Source organism: Serratia sp. CC22-02 (assembly GCF_900182895.1).
Lineage (GTDB): Bacteria > Pseudomonadota > Gammaproteobacteria > Enterobacterales > Enterobacteriaceae > Serratia > Serratia nevei.
This window is the reverse complement of record NZ_FXUD01000008.1, coordinates 107,151-133,837: the sequence shown is the minus strand read 5'-3', so window position 1 is coordinate 133,837 and position 26,687 is coordinate 107,151. Positions and strand designations below refer to the sequence as shown.

The window sequence follows — 26,687 nt, the reverse complement described above, 5'->3', positions numbered from 1 at the left end:
TCGTTCAGATGCCGTCGGTTTGCACGTCTTCGCATTTCATCCGGCGGCGCTCATGCCACAGGCTCGTCAGGCCGCGTTTGCCGCACGCCAGCGCCACCTCGCGAAACTCATCCAGGCTCAACCCGTCGCGCTCCAGCATCATTTCCGCCGCCAGCTGCATATTGACGCCGGTCAGCACTTCGCAATCGCCCTGCGCATCCGCCAGTTCGCAGGCGCAGCGGAACGGCGAGCCGCCGAGCATGTCGGTGAGAAACACCACGCCGTCCGGTTGCGCCACCGCCGCCAGCGCCGAGCGCAAGGCGTCGTTGAGCTGTGCGGTGCTCATCTGTTCAGGGAAATCGACCGCCGCGCAGTGCGGCTGCGGCCCCACCACCTGCTCCACCGCCTGCAACAGCCCGGTGGCGAAGCCGCCGTGGCCGGTAATCACAATGCCTGGCATACCCCACTCCTCACAAAATGCCGATAAATTTGCCCGCTACGCCGATCGCTACGGTGACGCCAATCAGCTTCACCGGCGAGAAGCCGCGCTTCATCAGGAAGAAAATGAGCAGCGTGAAGCACAACGGCAACAGGTTGGGCATCAACTTGTCCAACACGTCTGTCTGCAGCGCCACGCTGGCCTTGCCGGCATGCATGACCAGCGGCGTGGACAGGTGCACATACGAGGCCACCAGTGCGCCGATCACCGTCATGCCGACGATCGACGCGGCATGAGAAATGCGCCGGGTGTGGGTCTTCAACAGCGCCAGCGCGCTGGTGCCGGCCTGATAGCCGTAGTGCGCCAGCCCAAAGCGCAGGCCGAAGTGAAACAGGTTGAACAGCAGCAGGAAGACGATCGGCCCGAACAGGCTGCCCTCCAGCGCCAGCGAAGCGCCTATCCCGGCGCAAATTGGCAGCAGCGTCAGCCAAAACAGCGCGTCGCCGATGCCGCCGAGCGGCCCCATAAGCGCCACTTTCACCGCGCGAATGGTGGAGATCTTCTCCTTGTTCTGTTCCATCGCCAGCACCAGGCCGGACAGGAAGGTGACGTCGAACGGGTGCACGTTGATAAATTCCATGTGCATCTTCATCGAGTTGGCCAGATCCTGCGGGTTGCGGTGGATCTTGCGCAGCCCGGGGATCAGCTGATACAGCCAGCCGCCGGCCTGCATGCGTTCATAGTTGAACGACGCCTGCAGCAGCAGCGAACGCCAGGCCATGCGGTTGATGTCGCCGCGCGTCAGCGCTTCGGCGGGTTGGTTATCCAGGTAGTCGTCCTGCTCCACCTGGCTGGTGGCCAGCGCCTGCGCCATGCGTTGCTCGGCCTTTTGCGCCAGCAGATCGTCGGAATCGTTAAATGCCATCTTCGGCGTCCTCCTGCGGAGCGGGCCGGGCCGTCGCCTCTACCGCGCCGCGTTGCGTGTTGAAGAAGTCGATCAGGGCGATCGCCAGGGCACCCAGCGCCACCGCCAGGATCGGCAGCTTGAGGAACGTGACCGAGATGAAGCCAAGGATAAAATAGGCCACGTAGGTTTTTTTCATCATCACCTTCATCAGCAGCGAGAAGCCGATCGCCGGCATCATGCCGCCCGCCACCGCCAACCCGTCCAGCAGCCAGCCTGGCGCCTTCTGCACCATGGCGCTGGCCGCATCGGCGCCGAAGTAAATCGGCAGGAATGCCACCACGAAATAGAAGATGAACAGGATGCTGATGCCGAGATAGTTCACCCGTTCGATGCCGCGCCAGTTCAGCTCCTTCACCATGCGATCGCAGCGGTGCATCATCGGCGAGAACAGCGTAAACAGCAGCGTAATGCAGCCCTGCACCGCAATCGAGAACGGTACCGCCACGCCGATCGCCACTTTCGGGTCGGCCTTGGTCAGAATGGCGAACGCGGTGCCGATCACCCCGCCAATCACCACGTTAGGCGGTTGGGCGCCCGCCAGCGGCACCATCCCCATCCACACCAACTCCAACGTGCCGCCCACCAGCAACCCGGTGTAGACATCGCCCAAAATCAGCCCCACCAGCGGCCCCATCACCACCGGCCGGTGGAAGTGGGTCAGGCCGTCGAACAGGTCAACCCCCGCCAGCCCGGCCAACAGCGCAATCAATAACGCATCCGTCAACATGCTTTCCCCCTGGCTCAAAAGAGCAGTTTGCCGATCGCCTCGCCCGCCTCATCCGGCACCCGGCGCACTTCGCACTCCACGCCCAGCGCCGCCAGCGCGCGAAACGCGGCCACGTCGCCGTCGTCCAGCGACACCGTTTTGTGCACCTGCCGCTTCCCCTCGGCGAAGTGCATATTGCCGACGTTGACGAACCGGATCGGCACCCCGCCGCGCACCAGCGTCAACACGTCCTGCGGCGTTTTGCACACCAGAAAAATCTTCTGCCGATCCGCCGCCTTGTGGATCACGTCGATGGTTTTCTGCAGCGTGAAGTAGCGGGTCTGCACCCCTTCCGCCACCACCATGTCCATCAGGTTCTGCTGCACCGGATCGGCGGCCGCCTCGTCGTTGGCCACCACCACCAGGTTGGCGCCGAGGGTGTTGGTCCAGGTCACGCCCACCTGGCCGTGCACCAGGCGATTGTCGATACGGGTCATTAAAATGTTCGGCATGCTAGCGGCCCTCCGGGTAGCAGGCGGCGTGATAATCGTCGAGCACCTGCGTCACTTTATGCAGCACCCACTCCTGCGGATCGGCGCTCAATTCGCCGGCGTTCAGCGCCCGTGCCTGCTCCGGCAGGTACTGGCTGAGCAGCGCCAGCGGCGCCGGGCTGCGGCGCAGGTTGTCCAGCAAACCGTCGACCGCCTGCTGCACCTGCGGCTGCGGCCAGTAGTAACGCACCCGATCGCTCAGGCTGTAGTGGCGATCGAGATACTGCTGGTGCGGCGTGCCGTGGTAGTAGCGGCTCCACTGCTGCGGCTGCTCGCGCATCACCTGCTCCAGCGTGGCGCACAGCTGCGCCGACTGGCGTTCCCCCAGCCATTCACGCTCGATGCGATCGAGGGCGAACAGCGCTTCGCGCAGCGCGAAGGTCAGCGCCGGCCCCACCTTCAGGATGGCGAAGTGATCGCGCACCAGTTGGCGGTAGGCCTGCGGTGGTTGGTAGTCCGTAGAGTGCGCTTCATAGATCATGCCCGGCTGCCGTTCGATGAAATGGCTCAATGCGTCGGCGCGCTGCGGTTGGTAATGCTCAACGCTGTGGTGATCGAACTCGACGCCCGGCTGTACCACCAGCGCGATAGTTCGCTGCCAGGCATCGTTCAGCTCGGCTTTTTGCCAGGCGATGCGGTGCGTTTCCAGCGTTTGCGCCACCGCCTGCGGCGTGGTGACCTGCAGACCCGCCAGCGCCTCCTGCGCGCCGCCCGGCACCGGCACTTCGGTGCCGATCACATAAACCGGCGCTTCGCCGCCGCTCTGCGCCCAGGCCCGCTCCGCCACCGCGCACAGGCGCGCCGCACGCTCGGCGACCGTGGCATCCCCTAGGGGCGAGGGATCGCCGGCGCACGACATGGAACAATCGAGGTGAATTTTGCGAAATCCGGCGCGAACGTAATCGTCGATCAAGGTTTCCGCCAGCGCCATCGCCTCCTGAGCCGGGCGATCTTGCCAGGCGTTGGGCCCCAGATGATCGCCGCCCAGCCACACTCTCTCGCGCGCCAGGCCAACCTCATCCGCCAGGTGCCACAGCGCATCGCGGAACTGGGCCGCCGTTTGGCCGGTATAGCCGCCGAACTGATTGACCTGGTTGGACGTCGCCTCTACCAATACCGGCGTGCCGCGCGCTTTGGCCTGCCGCAGCGCGGCCTTCAGAACCCAGGGATGGGCGGAACAGACGGAAAAGATCCCGACCGGCATACCGGCCTTGTGCTGCTCGACAAGCTGTAACAACTGCTGCATGAAGCCCCCATGCAGGCGCCCTGCTACCGATCGGCGATGATGACCTCCACGCCCAGCTCGGTTAACGCCCGCTCGTAGTCGTCCGGAAGACGGCTGTCGGTGATCAGCCGATGGATTTGTCCGGCTTCGCGAATCATGCAAAAGCTCTTGCGACCGAATTTGCTGGCATCCGCCACCGCGATAATCTCGCGCGCCACCTCGCACATTACGCGATTGAGGTGCGCCTCACCGGGGTGAGGCGTGGTGATGCCGGCGCTCAGATCGAACCCGTCGACGCCCAAAAACAGCTTGTCGAAGCGGTACTGACGCAATTGCTGCTCGGCAGCCGGACCGTAGAGCGAGTAAGAGTTGCGACGCACGCTGCCCCCCAGCACCATGACCTCCACCCCGTCGTTTCCCGAAAGCTCGTAGGCAATGTTCAGCGCATTGGTCATCACCACCAGATCGCGCCGCCCCTTCAGGAACGGCACGATCTGCGCGGTGGTGGAACCGGAATCGAGGATCAGCGCATCGCCGTCGCGCACATAGCCGGCCGCCGCGTTGGCGATCAGCGTTTTGACGTCGCGATTCAACCGCCCTTTGTCCCGCAGCGGCCGATCGAAAGCGAATTGCTGATTGAGCATCGCGCCGCCGTAAGCGCGCAGCGCACACCCTTTTCGTTCCAGAAAGCGCAGATCGTTGCGGATCGTCACCGTGGATACCGCAAACTGTTTGCTGAGCTGCTCCACGCGCACGCTGCCGTGCTCGCATAACAGATCGATGATGTGTTCACGTCGCTTTGCGGTATTCACTGGCATGAGCTGCGGTCCTCAGGTTTCCGGCATCGCCGGGGAGAAGATGGCTTTCGCTCTACTGCGCTGGCATTACAGCAAAGCGAAAGCAATGAAATTGTGATCGGGCTTACAGCCCCGTTTTAGCAAAAAAACCGCCAAAAAACCTTTCGAATCGAAACGGATCGAAAAGCCAAAAAGCGGAAAGGGGGAAAAGTGAAATGCCATGACGGGCGCGAACGCCGGGGGGCCACGGAGCCGGCGGTGAGGAAAGCGAAAGCGGCGCATGGCGCGCCCCGCGCCATGACTTTTAGTTCACTCAGTGACCAGGATCACATAATGGCAATTATCCTGCGGCCGGCAGGGGTTAACCGCCATCATCCCGCCGGCCCGTCCCCTTGTCAGCGTGAGCCATCTTCCCTACACTTGCGATCGGATACCGCCAATTTGTCGGTACGTAAGCGTTAACGTCAATCAACGCATCACGCCATGCAGCACTGATTGACTGCATGCCCTGGTGCGAGGAACCCATGCCGCAACCCGCTTCATCCCCAACGTCCACCGCGACCCCGCGTCGCCGTTTACACCGCCCTGTCCTGCTGATCGTCGGCATTATGCTGATCGCGGCCAACCTGCGCGCCGCCCTGACCAGCGTCGGCCCACTGTTGGAGCAGATCCAGCAACAGCTGGCGTTGTCCGCCACCGCCGCCGGCCTGATCAACTCGTTGCCGCTGATCCTGTTCGCCGTTCTCTCGCCATTGACTCCGGCGCTGGCGAAACGCATCGGCATCGAGCGCACCCTGGGCCTCGCCCTCGCGCTGCTGGTCTGCGGCATCGCGCTACGTTCCCTGCCGCAAGACGCCATGCTCTGGCCGGGCAGCATCCTGATCGGCGCCGCCATTGCCTTCGCCAACGTGGTGCTGCCGACGCTGGTGAAAAGAGATTTCCCGCATCGGGCCGCCGCGATGATCGCCGCCTATGCGGCGGTGATGTCACTGGTTGCCGCCATCGCCTCCGGTCTGGCGGTGCCGCTGGCTGCCCTGGCCGACCTCGGCTGGCGGTTCTCTTTGCTGTTCTGGGGTTTGCCCGCCTTGCTGGCGCTGCTGGTGTGGCTGCCGCAGCTACGGCGCTTGGCCACTCCCGCCACCAAAGAACCGAAGCCGACGGAGCCACAGCGCTATCGTTCTCCCTGGGGCAGCGCGCTGGGCTGGCAAGTGGCGATGTTCATGGGGCTGCAATCGATCGCCTTCTACACCATCATCGGTTGGTTCAGCGCCTTTGCCGCCAGCCACGGCACTTCCGCCCAGCAGGCAGGATTCGAGCTGTTCGTTTACCAGGTGGTCGCGATCGTCGCCAACTTTGTCATGGTGGTGATTTTGCCGCGGGCGCGCGATCAGCGGGCAATCGCGCTGGGCAGTTCCCTGCTGATCTTTATCGGCGTCGGAGGATTATTGGTGCAACCCGCCAGTTCACTGGTGTGGCTGACGTTTGCCGGGTTGGGGGCGGGGAGTTCGCTGGTGCTGGCACTGTCGTTTTTTGGCTTACGCAGTCAGCATCATCATCAGGCGACGCTGCTGTCGGGTATGGCGCAATCCGTCGGCTATTTGTTGGCGGCGCTGGGGCCCACGTTGTTCGGCCTGCTGCACGATCTGACGGATGGCTGGCGTTTGCCGCTGATCGTCCTGCTGTGCCTGACCGTTTTGCAAATGCTGTTCGGCGCGCTGGCCGGCCGCAGCCGCGTGATCAGCTAGCGCCGTTGGGCGATGGGCCGTGCCGGCTCAGGCGCGCTATCCTGCCACAAGTCTTCAATGAAGGCGCGTTGCTCATCGCTCAACACCCACGAAGGCGGAATTTTGGACTGCGCACGACGCTGTGCGCCCTCACGGTTTTTAGCCTGCTTTTTGTTCACAAGTCGCCTTCCTGCTTAACCTACTTAATTCAGTAACCAATAAATCACGGCGCCGATGAGTAGCCAAAACAGCCCACTCCCGATAAATACGCACAGCCATGCTTTACGTTTGATATCTGATCCATCCTTGCTCACCACAGCGCCCTCAACCAATAGATTAAACCATTCAAATTGAGATTATTGATCTATTTTAACGATCGATAAAGTCGTTTTTTCCTATGGCATTTTAAAAAACTGCTGCTACCCATAGACCTGCACTGCAGCCTCAGTAAGGACGGCACCGTGGATACCCTTGTTATCGGCAGCCGTTAACTTGTATTGATAGGCGAACGAATGTGCAGTGTGCCACACCTTGAGAGGTCAAAATTAAACCACTGGTAAATAATTCAGCAGTCAATTATTTGACTGGTCATAAGGCAAATCGGCAACAGACCGCGCTGAAGGGGGGAGAGAAAATGAAGCGACGTACTGAAATCCTGCGGGGGAGCACCGGCCCGTTTTAGTCTCGCCCGGGCCGGCGTGAGTTAACCGATTCTACTGACGGAATCCCGGCTGGCGTGTTCACGCTCAATGCCGGTCAACTCGCGTAAATGGCCTGAGCGCATCTCAAGCAGCCGATCGGCGTGTTCAAAGTAGTGATCGTCATGGCTGATGGCAAACACCGTTTTGCCCAGCGCGCGCAATTCAGGCAACAGCTCGCGATAGAAAATCCGCCGGAACTGCGGATCCTGATCTGCGGCCCATTCATCCAACAGCAGAATATCGCGCTGCTCTGCCACCGCCAACAGCAGAGCCAGGCGTTTACGCTGCCCCTGCGACAGCTGCGGGTTGGTCACCCTGGTGCCGTCGAACTGCAGTTTGCTTTTCATATTCAACCGCTCGAGCCAGCCGGCGACCAATTCCGCATCGGGTTCACCACCTTCCGGCCCCTGCAAGCGATCGAACTGATGAAAATCGGTGAAAATCGCCGAAAACAGCCGACGGTAGTCCGGCATATCCGCCGCGGTCTGTGCGACGCCATCCAGAACGATGTGCCCGCTCACCGGTTGGTACAACCCGGTCAACAACATCGCCAGCGTTGACTTGCCGCTGCCGTTGCCGCCGATCAGAAAGACCAACTCACCACGGCGCAGCGTCAGATTGAGCGGCCCGACGGCAAAACCGGGCTGCTGTTCGGTATCCGCATAGTGAAAAACCACGTCGCGTAGCTCCAGCGTCTGCCAGGAACGGCCAACGGCGGCAGGAAACGCCGCTTGATACTCGGCCAGGCGCAGCGTCTTCAGCTTGTTAAAGGCCACTTCGGCGCTGACCAGCGTCGGAAACGCCCCGACCGCCTGCAGTAATGGCGTGCGCAAGAACAGCAGCGTCAGTGAATAGGTAGCGGCCACCGCTGAGTCTGCCCATCCCAGACTGTTGGCCATAAAGAACACCAGCCCAATCGCGCCCAACATCATGATATTTGACCAGTTGAGCGCGCTCAGATGGAAGGTGTCGGCGCGAATGATATGGTAGCGATAAGCTTGCGCATCGGGCTGATAGGCCTGTTCGTACAGCGCCTGCGCCCGCTTGCGGTTCAACGTCAGCTCCTTACGACCGTCAATCACCGACTCATAACGATGATAGAGACGCTCCTCCGACTCACGCAAACTGGCCATATGACGATAAACCCGTGACACCAGGCAGCCGCTGCCCACGACGGTCACCGCCACCCAGACTGCCGTGACCGCCAGCATTTTCGGTGATAGCCACCCCAGATAGGCCGCCGCCCCCAGGGTTAAAATCACCCCTTGAACCAGTTCAGGCAAGCGCACGAAGGCGACGGTAATATTGCGAATATCGCTGGACAGGCTGGCCAACAATGAGGCGCTACCCAATTGTTCGAGGCGTTCGATATCGGTATCCAAAATGCGCTTCACCAGCTGCCCACGCAGGCGATAGACGAAGTAATGGCCCAATGTCGTCAGCGCCAATTGCGAGCCCAGCGTGACCGCCATCAGCAATGCCAGCAGGGCGAGAAACATCGGCAGCACGGCCAATGCATTGCCGCCGGCCTCCATCAGGTATTGATTGATAAATGCAATGATACCGATGCCTAAACCGGCGCTGGCCAGGGTCAGCGCCATGACAGCCAGAAATGGCCAACGGTACTGGTGATAAACCACCCGTAGCAGTTCCATGAAAAAACCTCTGAAGTCGCGATCTGGCAGGCATTGTAAGCGGCGCGAGAATGAGATCAAGACGAATTCTCATCACAATTTATCAAGCACCGATCAGAGAGAGGGTATCTCATGGCTGTCTGACGGATGAAAACTCTCCATGGGGCTCTTACAGAGATGCTAAATATTCGCTAATTAAATAGCCTCATGAAACAAATAAAATAACCATATAAAATACAAAATATATTCACTTGAAAAATGAAAAAATAGAAAAGATAAAAAAACCTTCTATTAAAAAATGAAATTATTTATTTCCTTTGCCGCCCATTATGCTCCAATGCTTTAATAAAACTTCATGATAGAAATCGCCAACATCAAAGACGCAGGAAAGAAAAATGAAAAAAAGGAAATTTCTCAGTCAGGTTGAAATTGAGCAGCTGATTGCTGCCGTGCATGAGGGGAAAAATAGCATTCGAGATCGTTGTCTACTATTAATGTGCTTTATTCACGGTTTGCGGGTTAGCGAACTGCGTGCTTTACGCCTGGAGGATATTGATCTTACCTCCAATCGGATCCATATATCCCGGCTGAAAAACGGGTTTTCCGTTCAGCATCCGATCCAACCGCGAGAACGGCAGGCGCTGTTACATTGGTTGGCCCAGCGGACGAGCTATCCTGACGCAGAAGCTCCATGGTTATTCCTGTCGCGCCACGGCGGACAAATATCACGTCAGCAGCTGTATCGATTAATGAGAATGTATGGCGAAATGGCCGGTATTAGCGTTCAGGTCCATCCTCACATGTTGCGACACTCCTGCGGCTACGCCCTTGCGGATAAGGGGATCGATACGCGTTTGATTCAAGATTATTTAGGACACAAAAATATCCAGAATACGGTGATCTACACCGCGACCAACGTAGAACGATTCCGCGCAATCAGCATTTAATCTCACAATGAGAATAACTACGCGGGACCTCGTCCTTTGCTAAACAGCGCATCGAGTTTGGTACAAACATCAGATGGGAAGATGCAGCCCGGCACGTCATCAACGGCCTACTCCAGCACGACTTTAACGCCGAGCTGCTTTTCATGCCTCAGCGCCCAGGGGCACGCCGCACTGGTTATGCTAGCGGTAAACCTGCCGATAAATCATAACGCCATACCCTTTCATTAAAGGCTAGGTCCCCTTTGACCATTTCCCCCCCAATTGCCGCGTAATATTGCCGTGCAAAGAAAACAGTTCGCTGTCATTCTTTACCTGCAGTTTACGCATGGCGCTGCATTTATGCGCGCTGATCGTCTTGATGCTGCGGCGTTGCAACTCGGCGATTTGCCGCAGGCTCATACCGTTAAACAAAAAGGCCAAAACGTCGCTCTCACAGCGGGTCAACTTTCGCGTGCTAACCTCCTCTCCACTCACGGAAGGCGCCAGAAAAGCCCCAATCTGCGGACTCAACACACGTTCCCCCAGCAACACGCGATTAAAAAACTCCGCCACCAGCGGCAAAGCGTCATCTCTGGCAACGATGCTGACATTAGGCTGGTTCAACAGGCGCCCTAACTCTTCTGCATTCTGGCAGCAGGTATAGACGATTACCCGCAAGTCGGGCAGCTGCGTGCTCAGAGCCAGCAATGTTTCTCTGCCCTGAGCCACGGTCTCATCTTCGCCGTCCATTTCGGTAATCAGCACGTCGGCCTGCTGATAGACCACGCTGTCCGCCACCGCGCGGACGCTGGTTTCCTTTACGACGACTTTTGCCTGGGTTGGCAGCGTTTTTAAAAAACTCGCCAACCCTTCCAACGTTAATGGACATCTGTCCATTATCGCTATGTTCAGCGGTTGCTGACGCCATAAATGCATAATCTGCTCCTGTGCTTGCTTAGCCGAAAGGCATTTCGCGCATGCCTAGCGAACAAAGGATGAACCTTGCGCAGCCATCCATTTCCCCTGAAGGTACAATTCCCCATCGCTGTGAAATCCCAACTTCAACATCGCATTGCGTTTATGGGTGCTGACGGTGCGTATATCACGGCACATCGTTAACGCCACGTTGGTTACGCTTTTACCGGAAAACAGCTGGGTCAGCACATCCAACTCCTTCGCCGTCAGGGGCTTGTCAGCCGTCGCTTCATGCAACTGACGTTGACGCACCCGATGGCTGAAACTGCTGCAGCCCGTCAAAACCTGTTGGACGCAGTGAGTCAACGCAATGGCCGGCTCCTGCTTCAACATCAGGCCGCTGATGCCGGAGGCGATCAGTTGCCGCAGCAGTCTGGGTTCATCCAGCGCCGTGCAAATGACTATCGCGGTGTCCGGCGAGTTTTCGCGGACTTCAGCGATCAACCGGAAACCGTCCAATACCGACTCTGATTTACCGCACAAATCCATCACCAATAAGCGGTGCACATGCTGAGTGAATAAGGTTCTCAATGCCACCAGGTTAGTCACCTGCCGAACGTTGTCGGGCTGCAGGCCGCAGGACTCAATCAAGCGATTTCTCATCCCCAACGCCGTGATGAGGCAGGGCTCCATGATGGCCACGGCCCCCGTCGTTGCCTTACCGGCCGCCAAAGTCGCTCTTGATGGATAATTACTATTCATATCATCACCTTAAATCTGTCGTTAGCATTCCACTTAGGACGGTCTTTTTGTCTACTGATAGACAAAAGTGACCTGCAGGACACCCTCTATCGAGCCAGGCGTAGAACCGCCATTGGTGCTGTATGCCCGCGCCCGCAAATTGAATTTGGCTTCATGCGTCGCCTGATTAACTGACTGGGTCATGCTCTTGCCATTGCCCAGGTTCGCTCCCTGGTTGTTTTGCAATTCAATTTGGACCCGACGAGAACCGCCGGTGCTTTTATATAAGCTGGTGCTTTCCTCAGCGGCCGTCCCGCTGAAGGTCGCGACAACTGACGTGGTGGTACTCGGACAGTTTTTTAGCGTCAAAGGGAACTCCACCCAAGGGCTGGAGGCCCCGGAGGTCGCCAGGACGGCGGCGGAAATGTCATCCCCCAGATTGACCGAAATCGAGCCGTTTGCGCCGTCGATTTCGCAGGGCGCCGCTTTGATGTTGCCGGTAATGACGAGTTTTGATGTGGCTTGCGCTGTCGGCATGGCCAAGAGCAACAGGCCAGCCAGCGCCAATTTGCAGCTGATACCGCTAATAACCTTCCCCATACTTTATTCCTTCTCGTTAAACGCCGGGCACGGCCCGCTACCGTTGAAATATCCGTTTATTGAATTTCTGCCTGAATGGTCGCCGTTGCATTGAACTGCCCGACGGCAGGGAGCTGGCCGGTGGTGTTGATCGGATAGATGCTGATCCGTGAACTGCCACTCTGATTGGGATATTGGAAGTTATCGATTGGCAAGCGCCCGCTCTGAGGCCGAATCACATTGCCCTGCATATCCTTAATCATCACGCCAATGTCGCGATTGCTGGTTTTCAGCGCCTCAGGCATGCTGCCGTCAGCCTCGCCGCGGAATGACAGGCTGACCTTGACGCCGGCGGAAATATTGCGACAGGCCAGCGTCAGCGTTCTCTCTTCTGGAGTAAAACGGGGCGGCATCGCGCCCTTGGTTTGGATATTCGAGGTCAAGATGTCGCCAAAATTGACCGTAACCACTTGCGGATCGATAACACAACTCTGCGGCACGGTGACGGTGCCACTCATTGATATCGTGGAGACCGGCACATCGCTTTTCACGCCACTCGCCACCGAGACATAGGTGTCCACCAGGCGGGTGCTGGGGATTGTGGTCACGCCAACGAAAGGGCGGCGGAAATACAGATGAATTCGCCCGCGAGCGCCGCTGTTGTAGGGCGTGCTGGCACAGGATTCGTCATCGCCATCCATATCGGTCTTAAAGTTAGACTCATTGGTGAACGGTGCGGCAATAAACTCATTGCGATATCCCGCCACGAAAACTTCGCTCGCGACCCCCAGGTATTCATTCAACGCGTAATACGTTAACCCCCCGCTGCTGAATACCGGCTCGCTCAGCAGCATTTTGGCGGTGACATAAGACGCCGTACGCGTCTGGCATTCGCACTTCACCCGATAAGAACCGGGCAAATTCCAGTTGCCGCCGTCAGCATTCTTAATAATCCGCCCCACCACGTTTTGCGACGGGTCGGTTAAAACCGGGGAAAAGAGGAATGAAAACCCATGAGTCCCCGAAATAGGAGCACACTGCCCGAAAGCCGCCTGTACTTGTGGTGCGCTGAACGTTGCGCACGCCAATAGCCCGCCGACGATGATCCCTCGTTGAATCGATATTCCTGTCGCCATCATATGTACCTTATAAACACTGCCCGTTAACGAGACGAATCCCACCGCTCTCGAGCTGATTAGCCAATTGATAGTTGACCTGACATTGCTGAGCCGCGTCATTGCCCCACTTCACCCGCAGCTGCCCACTCTCCGCCAGGCCGGCCAGATAAACCTGGCCACCGTCGCCGACGATGCCGGCATTGTCAGAGGGGCTGTTGAGATTGCTGACGGTGGCGCCGAACGGCACCGGGTCACCGCTGCGCGTCAGCAAGGTCAGCAACACGCGGGCACCGACGTCCGGATTGAAGCGGGCACGCACCACGGCGCCGCGGGTTGGGATCACCGTTTGGCTGCTCAGCGTCATGTCGACATCTTCAGCAAAAGATTCACCGTCCAATCCGACGATATTGCGCCGGTAAGGCGTCAGGTAAGGCACGACCGCATAGCCGCGCCAATCGGTGCTCACCCCGGTTTGGTTCAGGACATCCACCCCTGACGCGCCGGGCGCCTGCACCAACGCCACCGTATCGCCCAGCGGCTGCGACAGCGTGACGCCGTTTTGGTGCACCAGAACGCCACCCTGTACGCCGTAGTTCACCTGCCGGCGATGGCGATCGTAGCCATACCCCAGGTTCCACTCGGCGAGGGCGCCTTTGTAGTCTGCCTGAATATTGCCGTTCGCCCCCACGCCCCTGCCGGTATAGCCCTGGTTGATGCTGTAGTTGAGGTTATTGCCCGGCAAGGCGGTACCGCTCAACCCAAGGTTATTGCTGGTAGCGCCATTGCGGCTGGCGTTCATGCTGTAGGTGGCATAGCTGCCCGGCAGCCATTTGCTGAGCGGTACGCTGACGTTGAACGCTACGATATGGTCACGAATACTGCTGCGATTGCCGTTACTGTCGTAGCCGTTCTGGTTGAAGGTGTAATTCAGCCCGTAACTGACGGCCTCCCAGCTGTTGTTGTAGCTGAGGCTGACAGACTGCGAACGGCGGTTATCGTCCCAGTAGTCTTCGTTAAACAAGCTGAGCGACAACGTTCCCCCCTGCTCCCACAGGCTTTGGCTCATCGTCAGCTCGGCGCGACTCTTCTTGTGATCGTTATAGATAGCGCTGTTGCCGCCGTAGCTCTCCAGCGCCTCTTGCAGGTTATAAAAACCGCGCGTGGAATAGCGGTAGCTGGCCAGACTAAAGTTGGTGCCGGTTTCAATGAAGTTCTTGCCGTAACGCAAACGCCATGACTGCCCCTGCTCCTTCGGCCGGGTTTCCTGCTTGGTCCAGGCCTGGGTGACATCGGCAGACAGCGCGCCCACCGCCCCCAGGTTCTGCCCCCAACCCAGCGCCAGGGACTGATACTTACTGGCCGCCTGCACGCCGCCATACAGCGTGGCCCCCCACGGAAGACCGTAGATCCCGGTCGCCTGGCTGAACGGGCGTTCATCAACGCCACCGCCGTATGAACGGTATTTCCCGCTGGTCAGGCTGTATTTAAAACGCCCTTCGCGCTGCAATACCGGCACCACGGCGTACGGCACCACAAAATGCTGCTCCTGGCCGTCAGCCTCACGCACGTTCACATTCAAGTCGCCGCTGCCGCCCGTGGGATACAGATCGGTAATTTCAAATGCCCCCGGCGGCACATAGCTTTGATAAATCACATAGCCGTTTTGCCGGATTACGATTTGCGCATTAGTACGCGCGATCCCGCGCACCACCGGCGAGTACCCTTTCATGCTGTCCGGCAGGATGTCGTCCTCAGAGGCCAATTGCCCCCCACGGAACTGCACGCTATCGAACACATCGCTGGGCGTTGTGCTGTCCCCCAGGGTCAGGCGGCTTTGCAACGCAACGATATCGCGCTGCAGGTAGGTGTTGATTGAGCGCCAGGAAGAAGAACCGCCGGTGTAATGGTTCCAGATCGAATAGTTACGCAGGCGCCAGGCGCCCCAGTTGATGCCCGAGCGCAGATTGAGGTAATAGTTATTGTTGTTTTGCCGTTCGCTGTCGCGCATCTGGTTATTGGCGCCGCTGAAGTTGTAATTGACCAACAGCGCCGGTATGCCGGAGTCCCATTTATCCGGGGAAACGTAGTCGCGCGCATTCAAGCGCAGTGCCGCTTGCGGGATGCTCAAATTCAGCCTCAGCTGATTGAACAGGAATACCGCAGAGGCCTGTGGAATGGTCTGTGCCAGGTTGACGCAGCTATCCCCGGGCACCATCGCCGGAAACATGGCCACCCTCACGCCCAGTTCCGCCAATTTTTCCGTGCTGAAACAAGGCTGCAGCGCTTGCTTCCCGTCGGCTCCCGGCATAAGCCGAAACTCGACGTCAAGGCTGTCGATCTGTTCGCCGTTAAGGTAAAGATCGACCCGGTAGTTCCCGGGCGCCTGGCTGCTGTTCTCCTCAAACACCGAGAGATCGGCGCCGCGCAGCGCCGGATTATCAATTTCCAGCAGCGCCGGGTTGAAATAATCGCGCGCATGAGCCGTGCCGATCGAGCTCAGCAGCGCCATTTGGCAAGATATCAGGCCGGCCAGAACCGATCGCGCCCCTGGTAAACCAATGCAATTCGGGTTATTCATCCTTTTAACTCCCTGTCCCGATTGGCTCGGCCCGACGAAGAATCAGGTAAGCCGAACGCCTGCTCCAGCGTTATCCCAGAGCAAAAAAACACGCACCGCGGCCCGGTTATAACGTGCTGGTGAAGGTCTGGCCGGTGCCGCCATAGTCGTTGATGATTTGCCAGCTCAGGCTGCCACCTGCGCCACTTGCCGTCGGCAACGGGAAACTGGCGCTCGCCTGCGGCGCCACCATGGTGTTGCCGGTAATGGCGCGGCCATTCAGCTTCAAATTGAAAAAGGTGAGGTAGTAGGGAGAAGGGTTGGTCACCTGCAAACGATCGCCGCTGCGCCGCCACGTCACTTTACCGGCCGCCTCTTCCAGATTGCCGACGAGCCCCTGCGGGCGATAAATCAGCTTGATGCGGGTCTTGATCGCAATTTGCAGCGTGTTCTCTTTCTTTTCCACCGAAGGAATAGCCTTCACATTCAGCCAATACAGCGACTCTCTGTCCGTCGGTAAATTGCCGCCCGCACGTACCACGCGCAGCAGGTTATTTTGGCCCCCGTCTAAGCGAAATAGCGGCGGCGTGATAATAAAAGGTGCTTTCGCGCTATCGCCCTCTTGCGCATCGACCCAGGATTGGATCAGATAAGGCACCGCATCCGGATTGTTGATATTCAGAGCAGACTCTTTTTTACCGCCGTCATAGATGAGGCGCGTCCCACCCACTACCACGCCGGCCTGTACCGGAGCCCAAAGCGTCATCAACAACGCCGCCGTCAGCGCAAAGTATCCAGCTTTCATCTCTTTCTTCCCGTTCCCATCACCGATGAACAAGAGCCAGAGAACACGCCCTCTGGCTCATTTTTCTAACTGTTTCGCCGCCGTGACGGCATAGCCTTACTGATAAACGATGGTGAAGTTGGCCGTAGCGTTGGCGCTACCGACGGAAACGTCGTCATAAGCGAAATAGCGCGCGACAAAGCCCAGAACGTTGTCTTTGTTCTCTGCCAGCGTATAGACGCGGGAATCGTTGCCGATATTGAGCACGTTGCTGCCGTCGTCCAGCAGCTGTACGCCAATACCGCCCGCGACCCCGGCACTGCCGGCACCGGTCAGTTGCAACAGCCCGGACTGCCCCTGCACCTGAGTGCCGTCAAAACGCACGGTGGCGCCGGTGACGGTGGCCGGGCAGTTTTTCAGCACCAGGTTGAAGGCTTTGGCGCCGGCGGTTTTAGACAGGGTGAATGCGTCTTTAGCGATCTTACCCAGAGCGACCTGCTTGTTCTGGGAGTCCGGATCGACGGTGCAAGACTGATCGGTAATGGTGCCAGTGATATTCAGCGCGCCGTCAGCAGCAAATGCAGAGGGGATAAATGCGGACGCGGTCAATACAGCTACAGCCAACAGATTCTTTTTCATCCTACTTTCCTTAAAATTATGCAAAATATGCATGGGTTTATTTCCGACATATCCTTAATGTCATTCCTTTTATTTAGTTCCATGAATGTGAAGGGCCGTAGCCAGACTGATTAATGGCTTCGGGCTTATTCACCCAAACGATTCATTTTGAACTAAAGTGACTCCTTTGGTTTTTAAAACCAATAAAAACCCATTTAACAGGATTTAAAACCAGCTGAGTAACAAAGTGATATTAAATCAGACTAAAAAACCAAGACGTAAACTCAATGATTTAAATCCGCGGATTTTTGATTAGGATTTTGCTTAGATTAAGAGGAGGTAGGGGATACGAGAAAAAATCACAACACACTGTTTTCAAAAAGAATTAAGCTTTAAGCAGGAAAGAGGGCATGGGAATATTGACATTGTTTTTACGCGTCCTTACAGTATGTTTCAGTTTAGTTCAAAGTGACTCCTTATCGTTATTAACTTAAATCACACTTACCAAATTTCCTTAAAGCGCTGTGCATTGCTGGCGGTATAAATCACCGTATTCTGGATATTTCGGTGCCCGAGGTAATCCTGAATTAAACGGGTGTCGATACCGCGGTCCGCCAATGCAAATCCGCAGCCATGCCGCAGCATATGTGGATGAGCGTTGACCTCCAATTTGGCCACCTTGCTGTAATGGCGAATCAACCCGTAAATACGTTGGCGCGACAGACGGCCACCGCGGTTGGACAGGAACAGCCACTCTTGATCGGCCCAGCGGTGCCGTTGACGCTTATCCAACCAGCGCCGCAGACATTGTCTTTCGCGCAGATAGAGCGGATGGACGGTGGAAAAGCCATTTTTCAACCGATGTACATAGATATTACCGCCTTCCAGATCGATATCCGATAAGCGCCACCCCCCTATTTCGCTGGCGCGACACCCATGAATAAAACACATATAAATCAAACAATAATCGCGTTCTGGATTCTTTCCCTGCAGCGTGACCTCAAGCAGTCTCTCCACTTCGGAAGGCGTCAGATGTTTACGATTAGACATACAACCTCATTACTTTGCTCGGAAAAATGTGGCTGTCATTTTCCTTTTACGTCACCACAATGGACACTCAGGGTAGCCCCTGGCTTATGGATAGGTTCCTGCATCCAGCGCGGAGTATAGCGGATTTGCCGAATGCGAACAGCGCGACAGGCGTTATTATCACGGGCATCAACCACCCTTGTGAGTCGCTCTTGCGAATGGGTTCCGCAGATTCCCGGCATTATCACCACACGGCTTCCTGTTTGCTTTAGCTTGCGTTATCACTGCCTGGCACGATGTGGCGTAAGATTGATAAATTAACCGGCAAAACAAAGAATATTCCTAAAAAATATTGCCATGTCATTAACACTCGCCATTAATAACACCGCCAAAATGAGAATGAAAAACCGCCATCACGGGTTCATATTAACCTGACGGATAAGCATTAATAATTATGGATATCGATAACAGAGTGAAACTGGAAGGGTAAGAGATGAAATGGCAGTCACAACAGACGAAAAAAACCCAGGCCTGACCTCAACAAGCGATCGCCTGGGGGGATGAAATTATTGACGGATTATCACGTGGCACAATTCACCGAGCGTCAACTCAGGGTGTTCGATAAGCATTTCCGCAGTGAGCGTAATGCCGAATTCTCGCCGAACCACCAGCATCAGCTCCATATAATCCAGGCTGTCCAGCCCAAGCTGTTGTAGCGGCATATCTGCCGACAGCTGCGTTCTCTCCAGCCCTCTGGCTTCGTACAACATGCCGCAAATCGTCTCATATAACCGATGATACTTTTCCATAGGCCCTATCGCTATTCATTGTGATAACCAAATACCAGCGCCGCATTGGCGCCGCCGAAACCGAAGCTGAGGCTCATGACATTACGCAGACGGCCATGCCGATGCCCCTCGCGAATATAATCAAGATCGCATTCGGGATCGGTCTCGTGCAAATGGCAGGTTGCCGGCATCATTTGTTGCTGTAACGCTTGCAGGCAGACGATGGCCTCAAAACTGCCGGATGCGCCAAGCAGGTGCCCAGTATAGGATTTCGTGCTGGAAATCGGCGTGCGGTAAGCATCGCGCCCCAGAGCCGCCTTGATCGCCTCGGTTTCGCTCACATCGTTTTGCAGCGTAGAGGTGCCATGCGCATTGATATAGTCGATTTTATGACTGTCGAGCTTCGCCTGCTCTAAAGCCCGTCGTATGGTTTTCACTTTCGCCTGCTGATCCTCCGCCGGGGCGGTAAGATCGAAAGCGTCTGAAAAATTGCCGTACCCTTTGATCTCCCCCAGGATCGTCGCACCACGCGCTAAAGCCGCTTCCCGTTCCTCAAGGCATAACACGGCGGCCCCCTCCGCCAGGACGAAACCGTTGCGATCCCGGCTGAACGGGCAGCTGGCTTTGGTGATATCTTTCTGCTCCCGGCTCAACAAACGCAACGCATCCATATTCCAGATCGCACCGTTGCCGCTCAGCGATTCCGACGCGCCAGCCAGCATCATTGCGGCGCGGCCGCTGCGAATCACTTCAAACGCATCGCCAATCGCGATGCCGCCAGTCGCACAGGCCGCCGCCGGCGAGCCTTGATAACCCCGTAGCAGCCAATGCTGGCCGCATATGGCGGTCGCGATATTGGGCATCGCGTGAAAACAGCCAAACAACTGCCCCAATCCGGATTGCAGATAGTCCGCATTGTTTTGCATGATCTCATCCTGCCCTCCCCAGCCGCTGCCGATAATCGCCCCGCACTCCAACGACGAATAAAAGTGCGCAGGCCCCCTGTAAGAGGATGAAAACGCCATTTCGATCGCCTCTGCGGCGGCGGCAAGCGCCAACCTGGCGAATCTGGGTAGCCGGCGACTTACCCGCGCAGCAACGCCCTCCAGCGGCGGTTCAGACTCCAGCAAAGCAAAAAAGCGCGCGTGGATCCCTGCCGCCGATTTATCGTGATAGCGATAGGCCAGGCGGCTGGCCATGATAGCCTGCCAGTTTTGCTGCGCGTTGCCGCCCAGCGCGGTGACGGCACCGTAACCGGTGACCACCACTCGTCTTATTTTCTCCATGCTTATTCTCCTTGCCCCGATGCGAAAGCCTCGTTGCCGCCCAGCGCCAGCCAGAGCTGCATCGTGGCGTTCAGGTAGCGGTATTGCAGCGCCGACAGCGAATTTTCGCTGGTCAACACCGCCTCTTGCGCATCCAGCAGCGTTTGCAGCGCGACGGAACCGGCCTGATATTGATGCCGCGCCAACGCCACGGCTTGCCGGCTCATCGCCAGATGCCGCCGCTGGTTGCCGATTTGCCGCTGTGCTTCCAGGCGTTGTCGCATGGCGTTGTCCACATCGGCCAGCGCGCGGTAGACCGCATCGCGAAATTGAATCTCCGCCCGCTGCGCCTGCAACGCCGCTTTGTCACTGGACAAGCGCATCTTGCGCCATTCGATAAACGGCAGCGTCAACGTGGCCCCCAGCGAACGCGAAGGTTCACTGAACCACCGGCGGAAAAGCCCACTGCCGGCATCCAACCCGGCTTCCAGGCTCAGCGTCGGATAAAAACTCAACCTGGCCGCCTCGGCACCGGCCAGCGCCGCTCTCAGGCGGCGCTCTGCCGCCTGAACATCCGGCCTGCGTGCAATCACCGCCGCCGGCAGGCGCTGCGCGATAGCCACCTCTTCAAGCGGCAACGAACGCCGTTCGCTATAGCGCAGCAGCGGCGATCGCCCAAACAATAACGCCAGCGAGTTACGCGCGTCTTCCCGCTGCCGCTCCAGCTCATGCAGCTGATTCTCTCTCGCCAACAGGTTCTGTTCCGCCTGCAACAGCTCGAATCGGCCAACATCGCCCGCGGTGTGACGTGCCGCCACCAGCCGCAAAGTTTCACGCGCGATCGTCACCATCCGTTGCTGATGGATAACTTGCTGATTCAAATCGGCAATCTGCCAATACCCGCGCGCGGTAGCCCCTATCAAGGTCAACGCGGTATTGCGCCGGTCCAACGCCGAGGCGACGGCCTGCCATTCTGCCTGTTCGCGAATGCGCGCCAGCTTGCCCCATAAATCCAGTTCATAGCTCAGAGAAAGCCCTGCACGGTAGCTTTCCTGCGGCGTAGTCGTGCCCCGCAGCGCTCGGGTATTGCGGCCACTCAGGCTGGCGGCCAGATCCGGCGTCAAATTGCCCTGCGCTAATCCGGCCTCCAACATGGCCTCACGCCACTGCAATCCGGCCAGCGCCAGATCCTGATTCGCAATCAGCACGCCGTCGATCAGCGCCGACAGTTGCGGATCGTTGAAGTTTTCCCACCAGGCGATGCCCGCGCGCAGTGAACCGGAGCGCTCATCGACCACGCGCCACTGCGGCGGCAACGACGGTGGCGCCGTGGCGTCGATCGGCTGCCATCCGCAGGCGCTCAGCGACAGCATCACCAGCCCACAAACCCAAAGTCGGCTCATTCTCGCGCCAGCGCCTCCACCGGCTGCAGGCGCGCGGCGGTGCGGGCGGGAAAGAACCCGAACCCGACACCGATCAACGCCGAGAATCCGCAGGCCAGCAACAGCGGCGGCCAGGTAAAGATCATCGTCACCTGCGGCGCCAATCCGCTCAGAGCCCCTTTAACCAACGCGGCGCAGGCGATCCCCAACACGCCCCCCAGGCTGCAGATCACCACCGCCTCGATCAGAAACTGCCGCATAATGTCTCTCTCAGCAGCGCCCACCGCCAATCGAATGCCGATCTCATGGGTCCGTTCCGTCACCGAAACCAGCATGATGTTCATTACCCCCACACCGCCCACCAGCAGCGAGATGGCGGCAATCGCGGTAATCAGCAGCTGCATGGAGTCTGAGGCGCGCTGAATGGATTGCATCAGCTGATCGTCGGTCAGGGTGAAGAAATCCCGCCGCCCGTGTTCTACGATCAAACGCCGGGTCGCATCCCGCCCCGCCTCTTCCAGCGTCAGTTTTTCATTCACTCGCATCACAATGGATTCCAGCGGCATATCGCCGGCGATGCGGCCGGTGAGGGAGGTATAGGGCAGCCAGGCAAGCGGTTGAGAGCCGGCGTATTGAGCGCCGCGACGCTGCGCGACGCCAATCACCCGATAAGGCACGCCCGCTATCAGCAATACCGCGCCTACCGGGTCTAGCCGGGAAGAAAACAGCGCCTGCTTTAACAAGGGATCAATCACCGCTACCGGTGCACGCTCACTCAGATCCTGCGCGGTTAACAGGCCGCCGGAAAGCAGGCGAATGCCCTGCGTGCGGAAATACCCTTCGCCGACGCCCATCACGGCGAGTGGCACCTGTTTGCCTTCGCGAACGGCCAGCAGTTGGGTGCCGATCACCGGCGAGACGCTGTCGACGTAAGGCAGCGCCGCCAACAATGCAGCATCGCGCGCGCTCAGCGAACGCGCGAAATCAGGGCGCGATTTTTCCCACCCGAGGCCAGGGCGAATCTCCAACGTGCTGGTGCCAAGCTGGCTGATTTCCTTGAGAATATTACGCCGTGTGCCCTCCCCGATGGCGATGGCGGAGACCACCGCCGCAATGCCGATAATGATGCCGAGCATCGACAACACGGCCCGGACCCGATGCCCCAGCAATGCTCGCCAGGCCATACCGACAGCCTCTTTCAGCGCCACACCCGGTGCCATGCGCTTCAGGGGGGCTACCGGCGATAGCGGCCGTTCGAACGTAGCAGGCTGTCGGGAGGCCTCATGGCGACGATCCGCCACGATCTCGCCGTCGCCGATCTCAATGATCCGCCGTGCCTGCTCGGCGATCCGCCGATCGTGCGTCACGATAACGACGGTGTGCCCGACCGCGTTCAGCTCGTGCAAAATGGCCATCAACGCCTGACCGCTGGCGCTATCCAGCGCGCCGGTCGGTTCATCGGCCAAAATGATTTCCGCACCGTTCATCAGGGCACGGGCAATACTGACCCGCTGCTGTTGCCCACCGGAAAGCTGCGCCGGGCGATGACCGCCGCGCTGCGCCAACCCGAGCCGAGCCAACAAATACGCTGCCCGCTGGCGGCGCTCTGCGGCCGGCATGGCGGTATACAACGCCGGGATCGCCACATTCTCGCCGGCGGTCAGATAGGGCATCAGATGATAGCGCTGGAAGATAAAGCCGATATGCCGGCTGCGAAGCTGCGCCAGGCGATCGCCGTCGGCTTGCCCAATAGCCACCCCGTTGATGTACACATTGCCCTGAGAAGGCTTGTCCAGACAGCCGATGATGTTCATCAGCGTCGATTTTCCAGAACCGGAGGCGCCGACGATAGCGACCAATTCCCCCCGCTGAATGCTCAGGGATACGCGCTTGAGGACCGCAATTTTCTGCTCCCCGGCCTGAAACTCGCGCGAGACGTTTTCCAACGCAATAATGGGCTCGGCGTTAGCTGACATGGCCTTCCTCCGCATCAGGCTGCTGATCCAGCAGCACCCGTTCCCCTGCGCTCAGTCCTTCCAGCACTTCGGCATAGCGACGATCGCGGGTACCGATACGCACTCGGCGTACCACGGTCTGCTCGCCTTCCAACACCTTGACCTGGTAATCCCCTTCATCCAATGCCTCGCCCAGCGCAGCGATCGGCACCCGCACCACGCCCTGCGCGCGTTCGGTAATGATAAATACCTGCGCCGTCATCGAGGTGCGCAGTCGGCGTTCATCGTTGGCGACGGCAAACACGCCGTTGTAATACACCGCCGCCGTTTGCTGGCTTGAGTTCCTGCCCAGCGGGTCGGTTTCCAGCGCCTCCGCCGGCGCCTGCTGTATCGCACCCATGGCCCCCTCATATCGGCGGCTGGAATCGGCGGCGACGTAAAACCACAGCGGCTGCCCCGTCTTCACCTGCAAGATGTCATTTTCCGATATGCGGGTGTGCACCATCATGGTATCCACGTCTGCCATCACCAAAATGGTCGGCGCGCTTTGCGACGAGACGATGGTCTGCCCTTCCTGGGTGACAATGCCCAGCACCTCGCCGTCGATAGGGGCGGTAATACGGGTAAAAGCCAGATTGGCCCTGGCGGTTTCCTGCGCCACTTCGGCCTGGACGATCTGCGACTCGTTCACTTTCAACTGCGCCAGTTGCGCGTCGCGCTGCGCCTGCGCTTTTTCCAAATCGCTGGCCACGCCGGCGCGGTCGCGCGCCAGCGCCCTTTGCCGCGTCAGTTCCAGCTGGTACTGCTTCAGCTGCGCCTGGCTCGCCAGTTTCTGTGCCTGTGCGCTGCGTAATTCGGCCTGTGACTTGCGCAGCTCGTTAAGCTGCAGCGTCGGATCTATCTCGGCCAACAGCTGCCCCTGGGTCACCCTGTCCCCCTGTTTGACATACAGTTTTTTCAACTGCCCGTTGACCTGTGCGCCAACGTTCACCTGCCGGATCGGTTTTAGAATACCGGTCGCCAACACGCTTTTTTCGATGTCCCCGCGCTCGACGCGCGCCGTTTGCGGTGGTTGCATGTCAGGAGACCGATTCAGCAACGACAGCCCGCCAACCACCGCCACCAAAACGCCCAGCGCCAGCGCCACTCGCCGCCAGCGTCTCTTCCCGGACTCGTCACTCCACCGCAGCACAATCATTCATCCTGACGTCATGGGGGAATTCAGGCACCAACCGCCCCTGGGACATGCGCAAGACCCGATCGAACAACGGCAACAGCCGCGGATTATGGGTGACCGTCACCAGGGTTTTACGATTTTCACGGCAATGCGCTACCAGAGCCGACATCACCGTCGCCGCGGTCTTTTCATCCAGATTTGCCGTCGGCTCGTCCAGCACCAACACCGGGCAACGGCTGTACATGGCGCGCGCCAACAACAGACGCTGGCGTTGCCCCAGCGACAGCCCGGCATGGCTCTCCCGCACCAGGGCATTCACGCCCCCCGGCAGCTGCGCCACCGCGTCCGCCAACCCCAGGCTGCGCAGCGCCTGCTCCACCTGCCGTTGCTGGCCCGGCGCCGACGGCGCGAACAGCGTGATGTTCTGCAACACCGAGGCATTGAACAGAATGTCCTCCTGGCTTTGCAGGAAAAACAACCGCTGCGCGGCGGCGCTTGCCAGCACGCGCCCATCCAGCGCCAGCGCCCCCTGCTGCGGCGTCAGCAGACAGGCGAGCACCTTCAGCAACGTGCTTTTACCCGCGCCGGAACCGCCGCAAATGGCAATACACTCTCCCCGTTCCAGCGTCAGAGACAAATCGCGCAACACCGGTTGGCCGGCGTCGTAAGCGAAGGTCACCCCCCGATACGCCAGCTGCGCGTCAAAATGGCTCACGCTTTCGTCCTCAGACGGTGCCCGAACGGATACCGCAGGAAACAGGTCCCGCGCGCGTTCATCGATGACGTGCATCTGGTTTTTCTGCAAAACGGCGAAAAAGATCTTGCTGCTGTACGAGGTAAAGATTTCGCGCAGAAAGCTGTAGGCGAAGAATGCCCCCAGGCTGAGCTCGCCCTCCTTGAGCAGCGGCAACGCCAGCAGCATGAACAACACCATCTCCAGACTGCCGATCAGCTGGTAAATGCTGCCCTTTATCTGCTCATAGATCTTTTGCTGCTGCAGGCAGTTGAACAGCGAGCGGGCATGTTCGGCGAACCCTTCCTGCCGCTGGCCGGCCAGGCCGGCGGACTTGATGGTCGAAAACCCCTGGATGGTTTCCAGGATGAAGTCATTTTGCACCGCGCCTCGCACCTGCAGCTGCTGGGTGTAATGCCGATCGCGGTAGATGGCCCACACGCTGACCGCCCCCATCAGCAGCACGCCGACAACCGGCACCAGTGCCAGCATCGGGCTCAGATACCCCATCACCGCCAGCGCGATGGCCCCAATGATCCAGTCGGTGCGCAGGCCGTTATCCAGTTCGATTTTCTGGCCGGCGGCCATCTGCCAACTGGTGAAACGGCTGAAGATCTCGCCGGGGGCGCGTTTGCTGAAGAAATTGAGCGAGTTTTCCAGCAGGCGAGAAAAACCGGCGGCGCCGTGCAACAACACGAAATTTTTGATGAAGCGTTCGGTAAAGATGCGAGCAACCAGCGCCAACGCCGTGGACGCCACGAACGCCAATAGATAGTAGGCATAGGGGAACGCGACCTCGCCGGCCATGGCGAACACCTGATTGATCGCGCTGGCGACCATCATCGGCATGATGAACAGCGTCAGCGAGATAAAAAACGTCATCGCCGCCAGGCGATAAATGCCGGTGATGCCGGCGGTATCCTTCAGGCTTAAGCTGGCGAAAGCGCGCCGGCGGCCGCTGCGCGGGGCCGGTGCACCAGCCGGTATCTCATCGCGATCCAGCACCAACGCATAACCGCTGATTTCCGCTTTCAGGGCAGCGTACGGCAGCAGTTGCTGCCCCAATGCCGGATTCATTACGCATACGTACCCCCCCTGGCGATACGCCAGCAACACATAGTGGCCTGCGCCGTAATGCAAAATGGCCGGTAAAGGCAGCGCCGCCAGATCCTGATGCTCAAACGCCACCGGATAAGCCGGTAGCGCCAGCTCTCCCAAAATGGCGCACAGCGTCGCCAGCGAAGTGCCGTGCTGCGAAGCGGGATAACGCTCCCGCAGTTCCGTCAACGGTGCGCGAATGCCCTGAGTTTCCGCCAGCATGGCGATACAGGCCAGCCCGCACTCATTGATTTCGCTCTGCAAGACCGGCGTAGGAAGGATGTTTTCCATACGTAGTG

The 26,687-nt window shown here is 58.5% G+C and carries 25 protein-coding genes; 2 read left to right on the top strand and 23 right to left on the bottom strand.

Going from position 1 to position 26,687, the window contains the following annotated elements; genetic code table 11:
• Nucleotides 1-4: 4 nt before the first annotated feature.
• The 6 genes from agaF to agaR are packed head-to-tail and all read right to left on the bottom strand — an operon-like array spanning nt 5 to nt 4,685.
• Nucleotides 5-439, bottom strand: a complete 435-nt coding sequence (agaF, locus tag QOL81_RS21905) for a PTS galactosamine/N-acetylgalactosamine transporter subunit IIA (protein ID WP_283440027.1) — start codon at nt 437-439, stop codon at nt 5-7.
• A 10-nt stretch (nt 440-449) separates the two neighbouring features.
• Nucleotides 450-1,343, bottom strand: a complete 894-nt coding sequence (locus QOL81_RS21900; protein WP_060441338.1) for a PTS system mannose/fructose/sorbose family transporter subunit IID — start codon at nt 1,341-1,343, stop codon at nt 450-452.
• On the bottom strand, nt 1,333-2,112 hold the full coding sequence (agaW, locus tag QOL81_RS21895) for a PTS N-acetylgalactosamine transporter subunit IIC (protein WP_283440026.1): 780 nt from the start codon (nt 2,110-2,112) through the stop codon (nt 1,333-1,335). The genes QOL81_RS21900 and agaW overlap by 11 nt, the downstream gene beginning before the upstream one ends.
• Nucleotides 2,113-2,126: 14 nt before the next feature.
• Nucleotides 2,127-2,603, bottom strand: coding sequence for a PTS N-acetylgalactosamine transporter subunit IIB (gene agaV, locus QOL81_RS21890; protein WP_019455696.1), 477 nt, complete (start codon nt 2,601-2,603; stop codon nt 2,127-2,129).
• A gap of 1 nt (nt 2,604) precedes the next feature.
• Nucleotides 2,605-3,888: a D-tagatose-bisphosphate aldolase, class II, non-catalytic subunit gene (locus QOL81_RS21885; RefSeq protein WP_283440025.1), complete on the bottom strand. Its 1,284-nt coding sequence runs from the start codon at nt 3,886-3,888 to the stop codon at nt 2,605-2,607.
• Between the two features lie 23 nt (nt 3,889-3,911).
• The gene (gene agaR, locus QOL81_RS21880) at nt 3,912-4,685 is read right to left on the bottom strand and encodes a transcriptional repressor AgaR (protein ID WP_004931804.1); all 774 of its coding nucleotides are present in this window, start codon (nt 4,683-4,685) and stop codon (nt 3,912-3,914) included.
• Nucleotides 4,686-5,188: 503 nt separating this feature from the next.
• Here agaR and QOL81_RS21875 point away from each other — a divergent pair.
• Nucleotides 5,189-6,409, top strand: a complete 1,221-nt coding sequence (locus QOL81_RS21875) for a CynX/NimT family MFS transporter (protein WP_060422961.1) — start codon at nt 5,189-5,191, stop codon at nt 6,407-6,409.
• On the opposite strand, the gene QOL81_RS25815 is transcribed toward QOL81_RS21875, so the two are convergent.
• The 3 genes from QOL81_RS25815 to QOL81_RS21865 all read right to left on the bottom strand — a co-directional run bounded on the left by QOL81_RS25815 (nt 6,406) and on the right by QOL81_RS21865 (nt 8,744).
• On the bottom strand, nt 6,406-6,567 hold the full coding sequence (locus tag QOL81_RS25815; RefSeq protein WP_197834309.1) for a YciX family protein: 162 nt from the start codon (nt 6,565-6,567) through the stop codon (nt 6,406-6,408). The two genes, QOL81_RS21875 and QOL81_RS25815, sit on opposite strands and share 4 nt — an antisense overlap.
• A 24-nt stretch (nt 6,568-6,591) precedes the next feature.
• Entirely contained in the window at nt 6,592-6,705 is a 114-nt protein-coding gene (locus tag QOL81_RS21870) for a YmiA family putative membrane protein (protein WP_072265486.1), read from the bottom strand.
• A 386-nt stretch (nt 6,706-7,091) separates the two neighbouring features.
• Entirely contained in the window at nt 7,092-8,744 is a 1,653-nt protein-coding gene (locus QOL81_RS21865; protein WP_055313802.1) for a multidrug ABC transporter permease/ATP-binding protein, read from the bottom strand.
• A 374-nt stretch (nt 8,745-9,118) separates the two neighbouring features.
• Here QOL81_RS21865 and QOL81_RS21860 point away from each other — a divergent pair, with 374 nt between their 5' ends.
• A complete protein-coding gene (locus QOL81_RS21860) occupies nt 9,119-9,670 on the top strand; it encodes a tyrosine-type DNA invertase (RefSeq protein WP_055317266.1) in 552 nt (183 codons plus the stop codon).
• Nucleotides 9,671-9,901: 231 nt separating this feature from the next.
• On the opposite strand, the gene QOL81_RS21855 is transcribed toward QOL81_RS21860, so the two are convergent.
• The 14 genes from QOL81_RS21855 to QOL81_RS21790 form a co-directional block, all read right to left on the bottom strand.
• Nucleotides 9,902-10,585, bottom strand: coding sequence for a LuxR C-terminal-related transcriptional regulator (locus QOL81_RS21855; RefSeq protein ID WP_055313678.1), 684 nt, complete (start codon nt 10,583-10,585; stop codon nt 9,902-9,904).
• Nucleotides 10,586-10,630: 45 nt separating this feature from the next.
• The gene (locus tag QOL81_RS21850; protein WP_055313677.1) at nt 10,631-11,326 is read right to left on the bottom strand and encodes a LuxR C-terminal-related transcriptional regulator; all 696 of its coding nucleotides are present in this window, start codon (nt 11,324-11,326) and stop codon (nt 10,631-10,633) included.
• A gap of 51 nt (nt 11,327-11,377) precedes the next feature.
• On the bottom strand, nt 11,378-11,905 hold the full coding sequence (locus tag QOL81_RS21845) for a fimbrial protein (protein WP_055313676.1): 528 nt from the start codon (nt 11,903-11,905) through the stop codon (nt 11,378-11,380).
• Nucleotides 11,906-11,961: 56 nt separating this feature from the next.
• On the bottom strand, nt 11,962-13,023 hold the full coding sequence (locus QOL81_RS21840; RefSeq protein ID WP_080432965.1) for a fimbrial protein: 1,062 nt from the start codon (nt 13,021-13,023) through the stop codon (nt 11,962-11,964).
• A 7-nt stretch (nt 13,024-13,030) separates the two neighbouring features.
• The gene (locus QOL81_RS21835; protein WP_055315562.1) at nt 13,031-15,580 is read right to left on the bottom strand and encodes a fimbria/pilus outer membrane usher protein; all 2,550 of its coding nucleotides are present in this window, start codon (nt 15,578-15,580) and stop codon (nt 13,031-13,033) included.
• A gap of 106 nt (nt 15,581-15,686) precedes the next feature.
• Nucleotides 15,687-16,364 (bottom strand): fimbrial biogenesis chaperone, encoded by a 678-nt coding sequence (locus QOL81_RS21830; protein WP_060422955.1) that lies wholly within the window; start codon nt 16,362-16,364, stop codon nt 15,687-15,689.
• Nucleotides 16,365-16,460: 96 nt separating this feature from the next.
• A complete protein-coding gene (locus QOL81_RS21825) occupies nt 16,461-16,982 on the bottom strand; it encodes a fimbrial protein (RefSeq protein WP_060422953.1) in 522 nt (173 codons plus the stop codon).
• A 480-nt stretch (nt 16,983-17,462) separates the two neighbouring features.
• Nucleotides 17,463-18,011 (bottom strand): tyrosine-type DNA invertase, encoded by a 549-nt coding sequence (locus tag QOL81_RS21820; RefSeq protein ID WP_044030581.1) that lies wholly within the window; start codon nt 18,009-18,011, stop codon nt 17,463-17,465.
• A 545-nt stretch (nt 18,012-18,556) separates the two neighbouring features.
• A complete protein-coding gene (locus tag QOL81_RS21815) occupies nt 18,557-18,799 on the bottom strand; it encodes an acyl carrier protein (protein ID WP_060422950.1) in 243 nt (80 codons plus the stop codon).
• An 11-nt stretch (nt 18,800-18,810) separates the two neighbouring features.
• Nucleotides 18,811-20,064 (bottom strand): beta-ketoacyl-[acyl-carrier-protein] synthase family protein, encoded by a 1,254-nt coding sequence (locus tag QOL81_RS21810; RefSeq protein WP_060422947.1) that lies wholly within the window; start codon nt 20,062-20,064, stop codon nt 18,811-18,813.
• A 2-nt stretch (nt 20,065-20,066) separates the two neighbouring features.
• Nucleotides 20,067-21,446: an efflux transporter outer membrane subunit gene (locus QOL81_RS21805; protein WP_060422943.1), complete on the bottom strand. Its 1,380-nt coding sequence runs from the start codon at nt 21,444-21,446 to the stop codon at nt 20,067-20,069.
• Nucleotides 21,443-23,401 carry an ABC transporter permease gene (locus QOL81_RS21800; protein ID WP_080432963.1) on the bottom strand — a complete coding sequence of 653 codons (1,959 nt, stop codon included), beginning with the start codon at nt 23,399-23,401 and terminating at the stop codon, nt 21,443-21,445. Before QOL81_RS21800 ends, QOL81_RS21805 begins: the two co-directional genes overlap by 4 nt.
• Nucleotides 23,391-24,572, bottom strand: coding sequence for an efflux RND transporter periplasmic adaptor subunit (locus QOL81_RS21795; RefSeq protein WP_458575498.1), 1,182 nt, complete (start codon nt 24,570-24,572; stop codon nt 23,391-23,393). The genes QOL81_RS21800 and QOL81_RS21795 overlap by 11 nt, the downstream gene beginning before the upstream one ends.
• Nucleotides 24,556-26,679: a peptidase domain-containing ABC transporter gene (locus tag QOL81_RS21790; RefSeq protein WP_060422938.1), complete on the bottom strand. Its 2,124-nt coding sequence runs from the start codon at nt 26,677-26,679 to the stop codon at nt 24,556-24,558. Before QOL81_RS21790 ends, QOL81_RS21795 begins: the two co-directional genes overlap by 17 nt.
• Nucleotides 26,680-26,687: the final 8 nt, after the last annotated feature.

Excerpts from the sequence above, each read along its gene's own strand:
- QOL81_RS21875 (WP_060422961.1), top strand. The coding sequence starts at position 5,189 with ATGCCGCAACCCGCTTCATCCCCAACGTCCACCGCGACCCCGCGTCGC.
- QOL81_RS21805 (WP_060422943.1), bottom strand. The coding sequence starts at position 21,446 with ATGAGCCGACTTTGGGTTTGTGGGCTGGTGATGCTGTCGCTGAGCGCC.
- QOL81_RS21855 (WP_055313678.1), bottom strand. The coding sequence starts at position 10,585 with ATGCATTTATGGCGTCAGCAACCGCTGAACATAGCGATAATGGACAGA.
- QOL81_RS21825 (WP_060422953.1), bottom strand. The coding sequence starts at position 16,982 with ATGAAAAAGAATCTGTTGGCTGTAGCTGTATTGACCGCGTCCGCATTT.
- QOL81_RS21835 (WP_055315562.1), bottom strand. The coding sequence starts at position 15,580 with ATGAATAACCCGAATTGCATTGGTTTACCAGGGGCGCGATCGGTTCTG.
- agaR (WP_004931804.1), bottom strand. The coding sequence starts at position 4,685 with ATGCCAGTGAATACCGCAAAGCGACGTGAACACATCATCGATCTGTTA.
- QOL81_RS21900 (WP_060441338.1), bottom strand. The coding sequence starts at position 1,343 with ATGGCATTTAACGATTCCGACGATCTGCTGGCGCAAAAGGCCGAGCAA.
- QOL81_RS21810 (WP_060422947.1), bottom strand. The coding sequence starts at position 20,064 with ATGGAGAAAATAAGACGAGTGGTGGTCACCGGTTACGGTGCCGTCACC.
- QOL81_RS21845 (WP_055313676.1), bottom strand. The coding sequence starts at position 11,905 with ATGGGGAAGGTTATTAGCGGTATCAGCTGCAAATTGGCGCTGGCTGGC.
- QOL81_RS21800 (WP_080432963.1), bottom strand. The coding sequence starts at position 23,401 with ATGTCAGCTAACGCCGAGCCCATTATTGCGTTGGAAAACGTCTCGCGC.
- QOL81_RS21790 (WP_060422938.1), bottom strand. The coding sequence starts at position 26,679 with ATGGAAAACATCCTTCCTACGCCGGTCTTGCAGAGCGAAATCAATGAG.
- QOL81_RS21840 (WP_080432965.1), bottom strand. The coding sequence starts at position 13,023 with ATGATGGCGACAGGAATATCGATTCAACGAGGGATCATCGTCGGCGGG.
- QOL81_RS21830 (WP_060422955.1), bottom strand. The coding sequence starts at position 16,364 with ATGAAAGCTGGATACTTTGCGCTGACGGCGGCGTTGTTGATGACGCTT.
- agaW (WP_283440026.1), bottom strand. The coding sequence starts at position 2,112 with ATGTTGACGGATGCGTTATTGATTGCGCTGTTGGCCGGGCTGGCGGGG.
- QOL81_RS21885 (WP_283440025.1), bottom strand. The coding sequence starts at position 3,888 with ATGCAGCAGTTGTTACAGCTTGTCGAGCAGCACAAGGCCGGTATGCCG.
- QOL81_RS21865 (WP_055313802.1), bottom strand. The coding sequence starts at position 8,744 with ATGGAACTGCTACGGGTGGTTTATCACCAGTACCGTTGGCCATTTCTG.
- QOL81_RS21815 (WP_060422950.1), bottom strand. The coding sequence starts at position 18,799 with ATGGAAAAGTATCATCGGTTATATGAGACGATTTGCGGCATGTTGTAC.
- agaV (WP_019455696.1), bottom strand. The coding sequence starts at position 2,603 with ATGCCGAACATTTTAATGACCCGTATCGACAATCGCCTGGTGCACGGC.
- QOL81_RS21850 (WP_055313677.1), bottom strand. The coding sequence starts at position 11,326 with ATGAATAGTAATTATCCATCAAGAGCGACTTTGGCGGCCGGTAAGGCA.
- QOL81_RS21820 (WP_044030581.1), bottom strand. The coding sequence starts at position 18,011 with ATGTCTAATCGTAAACATCTGACGCCTTCCGAAGTGGAGAGACTGCTT.
- agaF (WP_283440027.1), bottom strand. The coding sequence starts at position 439 with ATGCCAGGCATTGTGATTACCGGCCACGGCGGCTTCGCCACCGGGCTG.
- QOL81_RS21860 (WP_055317266.1), top strand. The coding sequence starts at position 9,119 with ATGAAAAAAAGGAAATTTCTCAGTCAGGTTGAAATTGAGCAGCTGATT.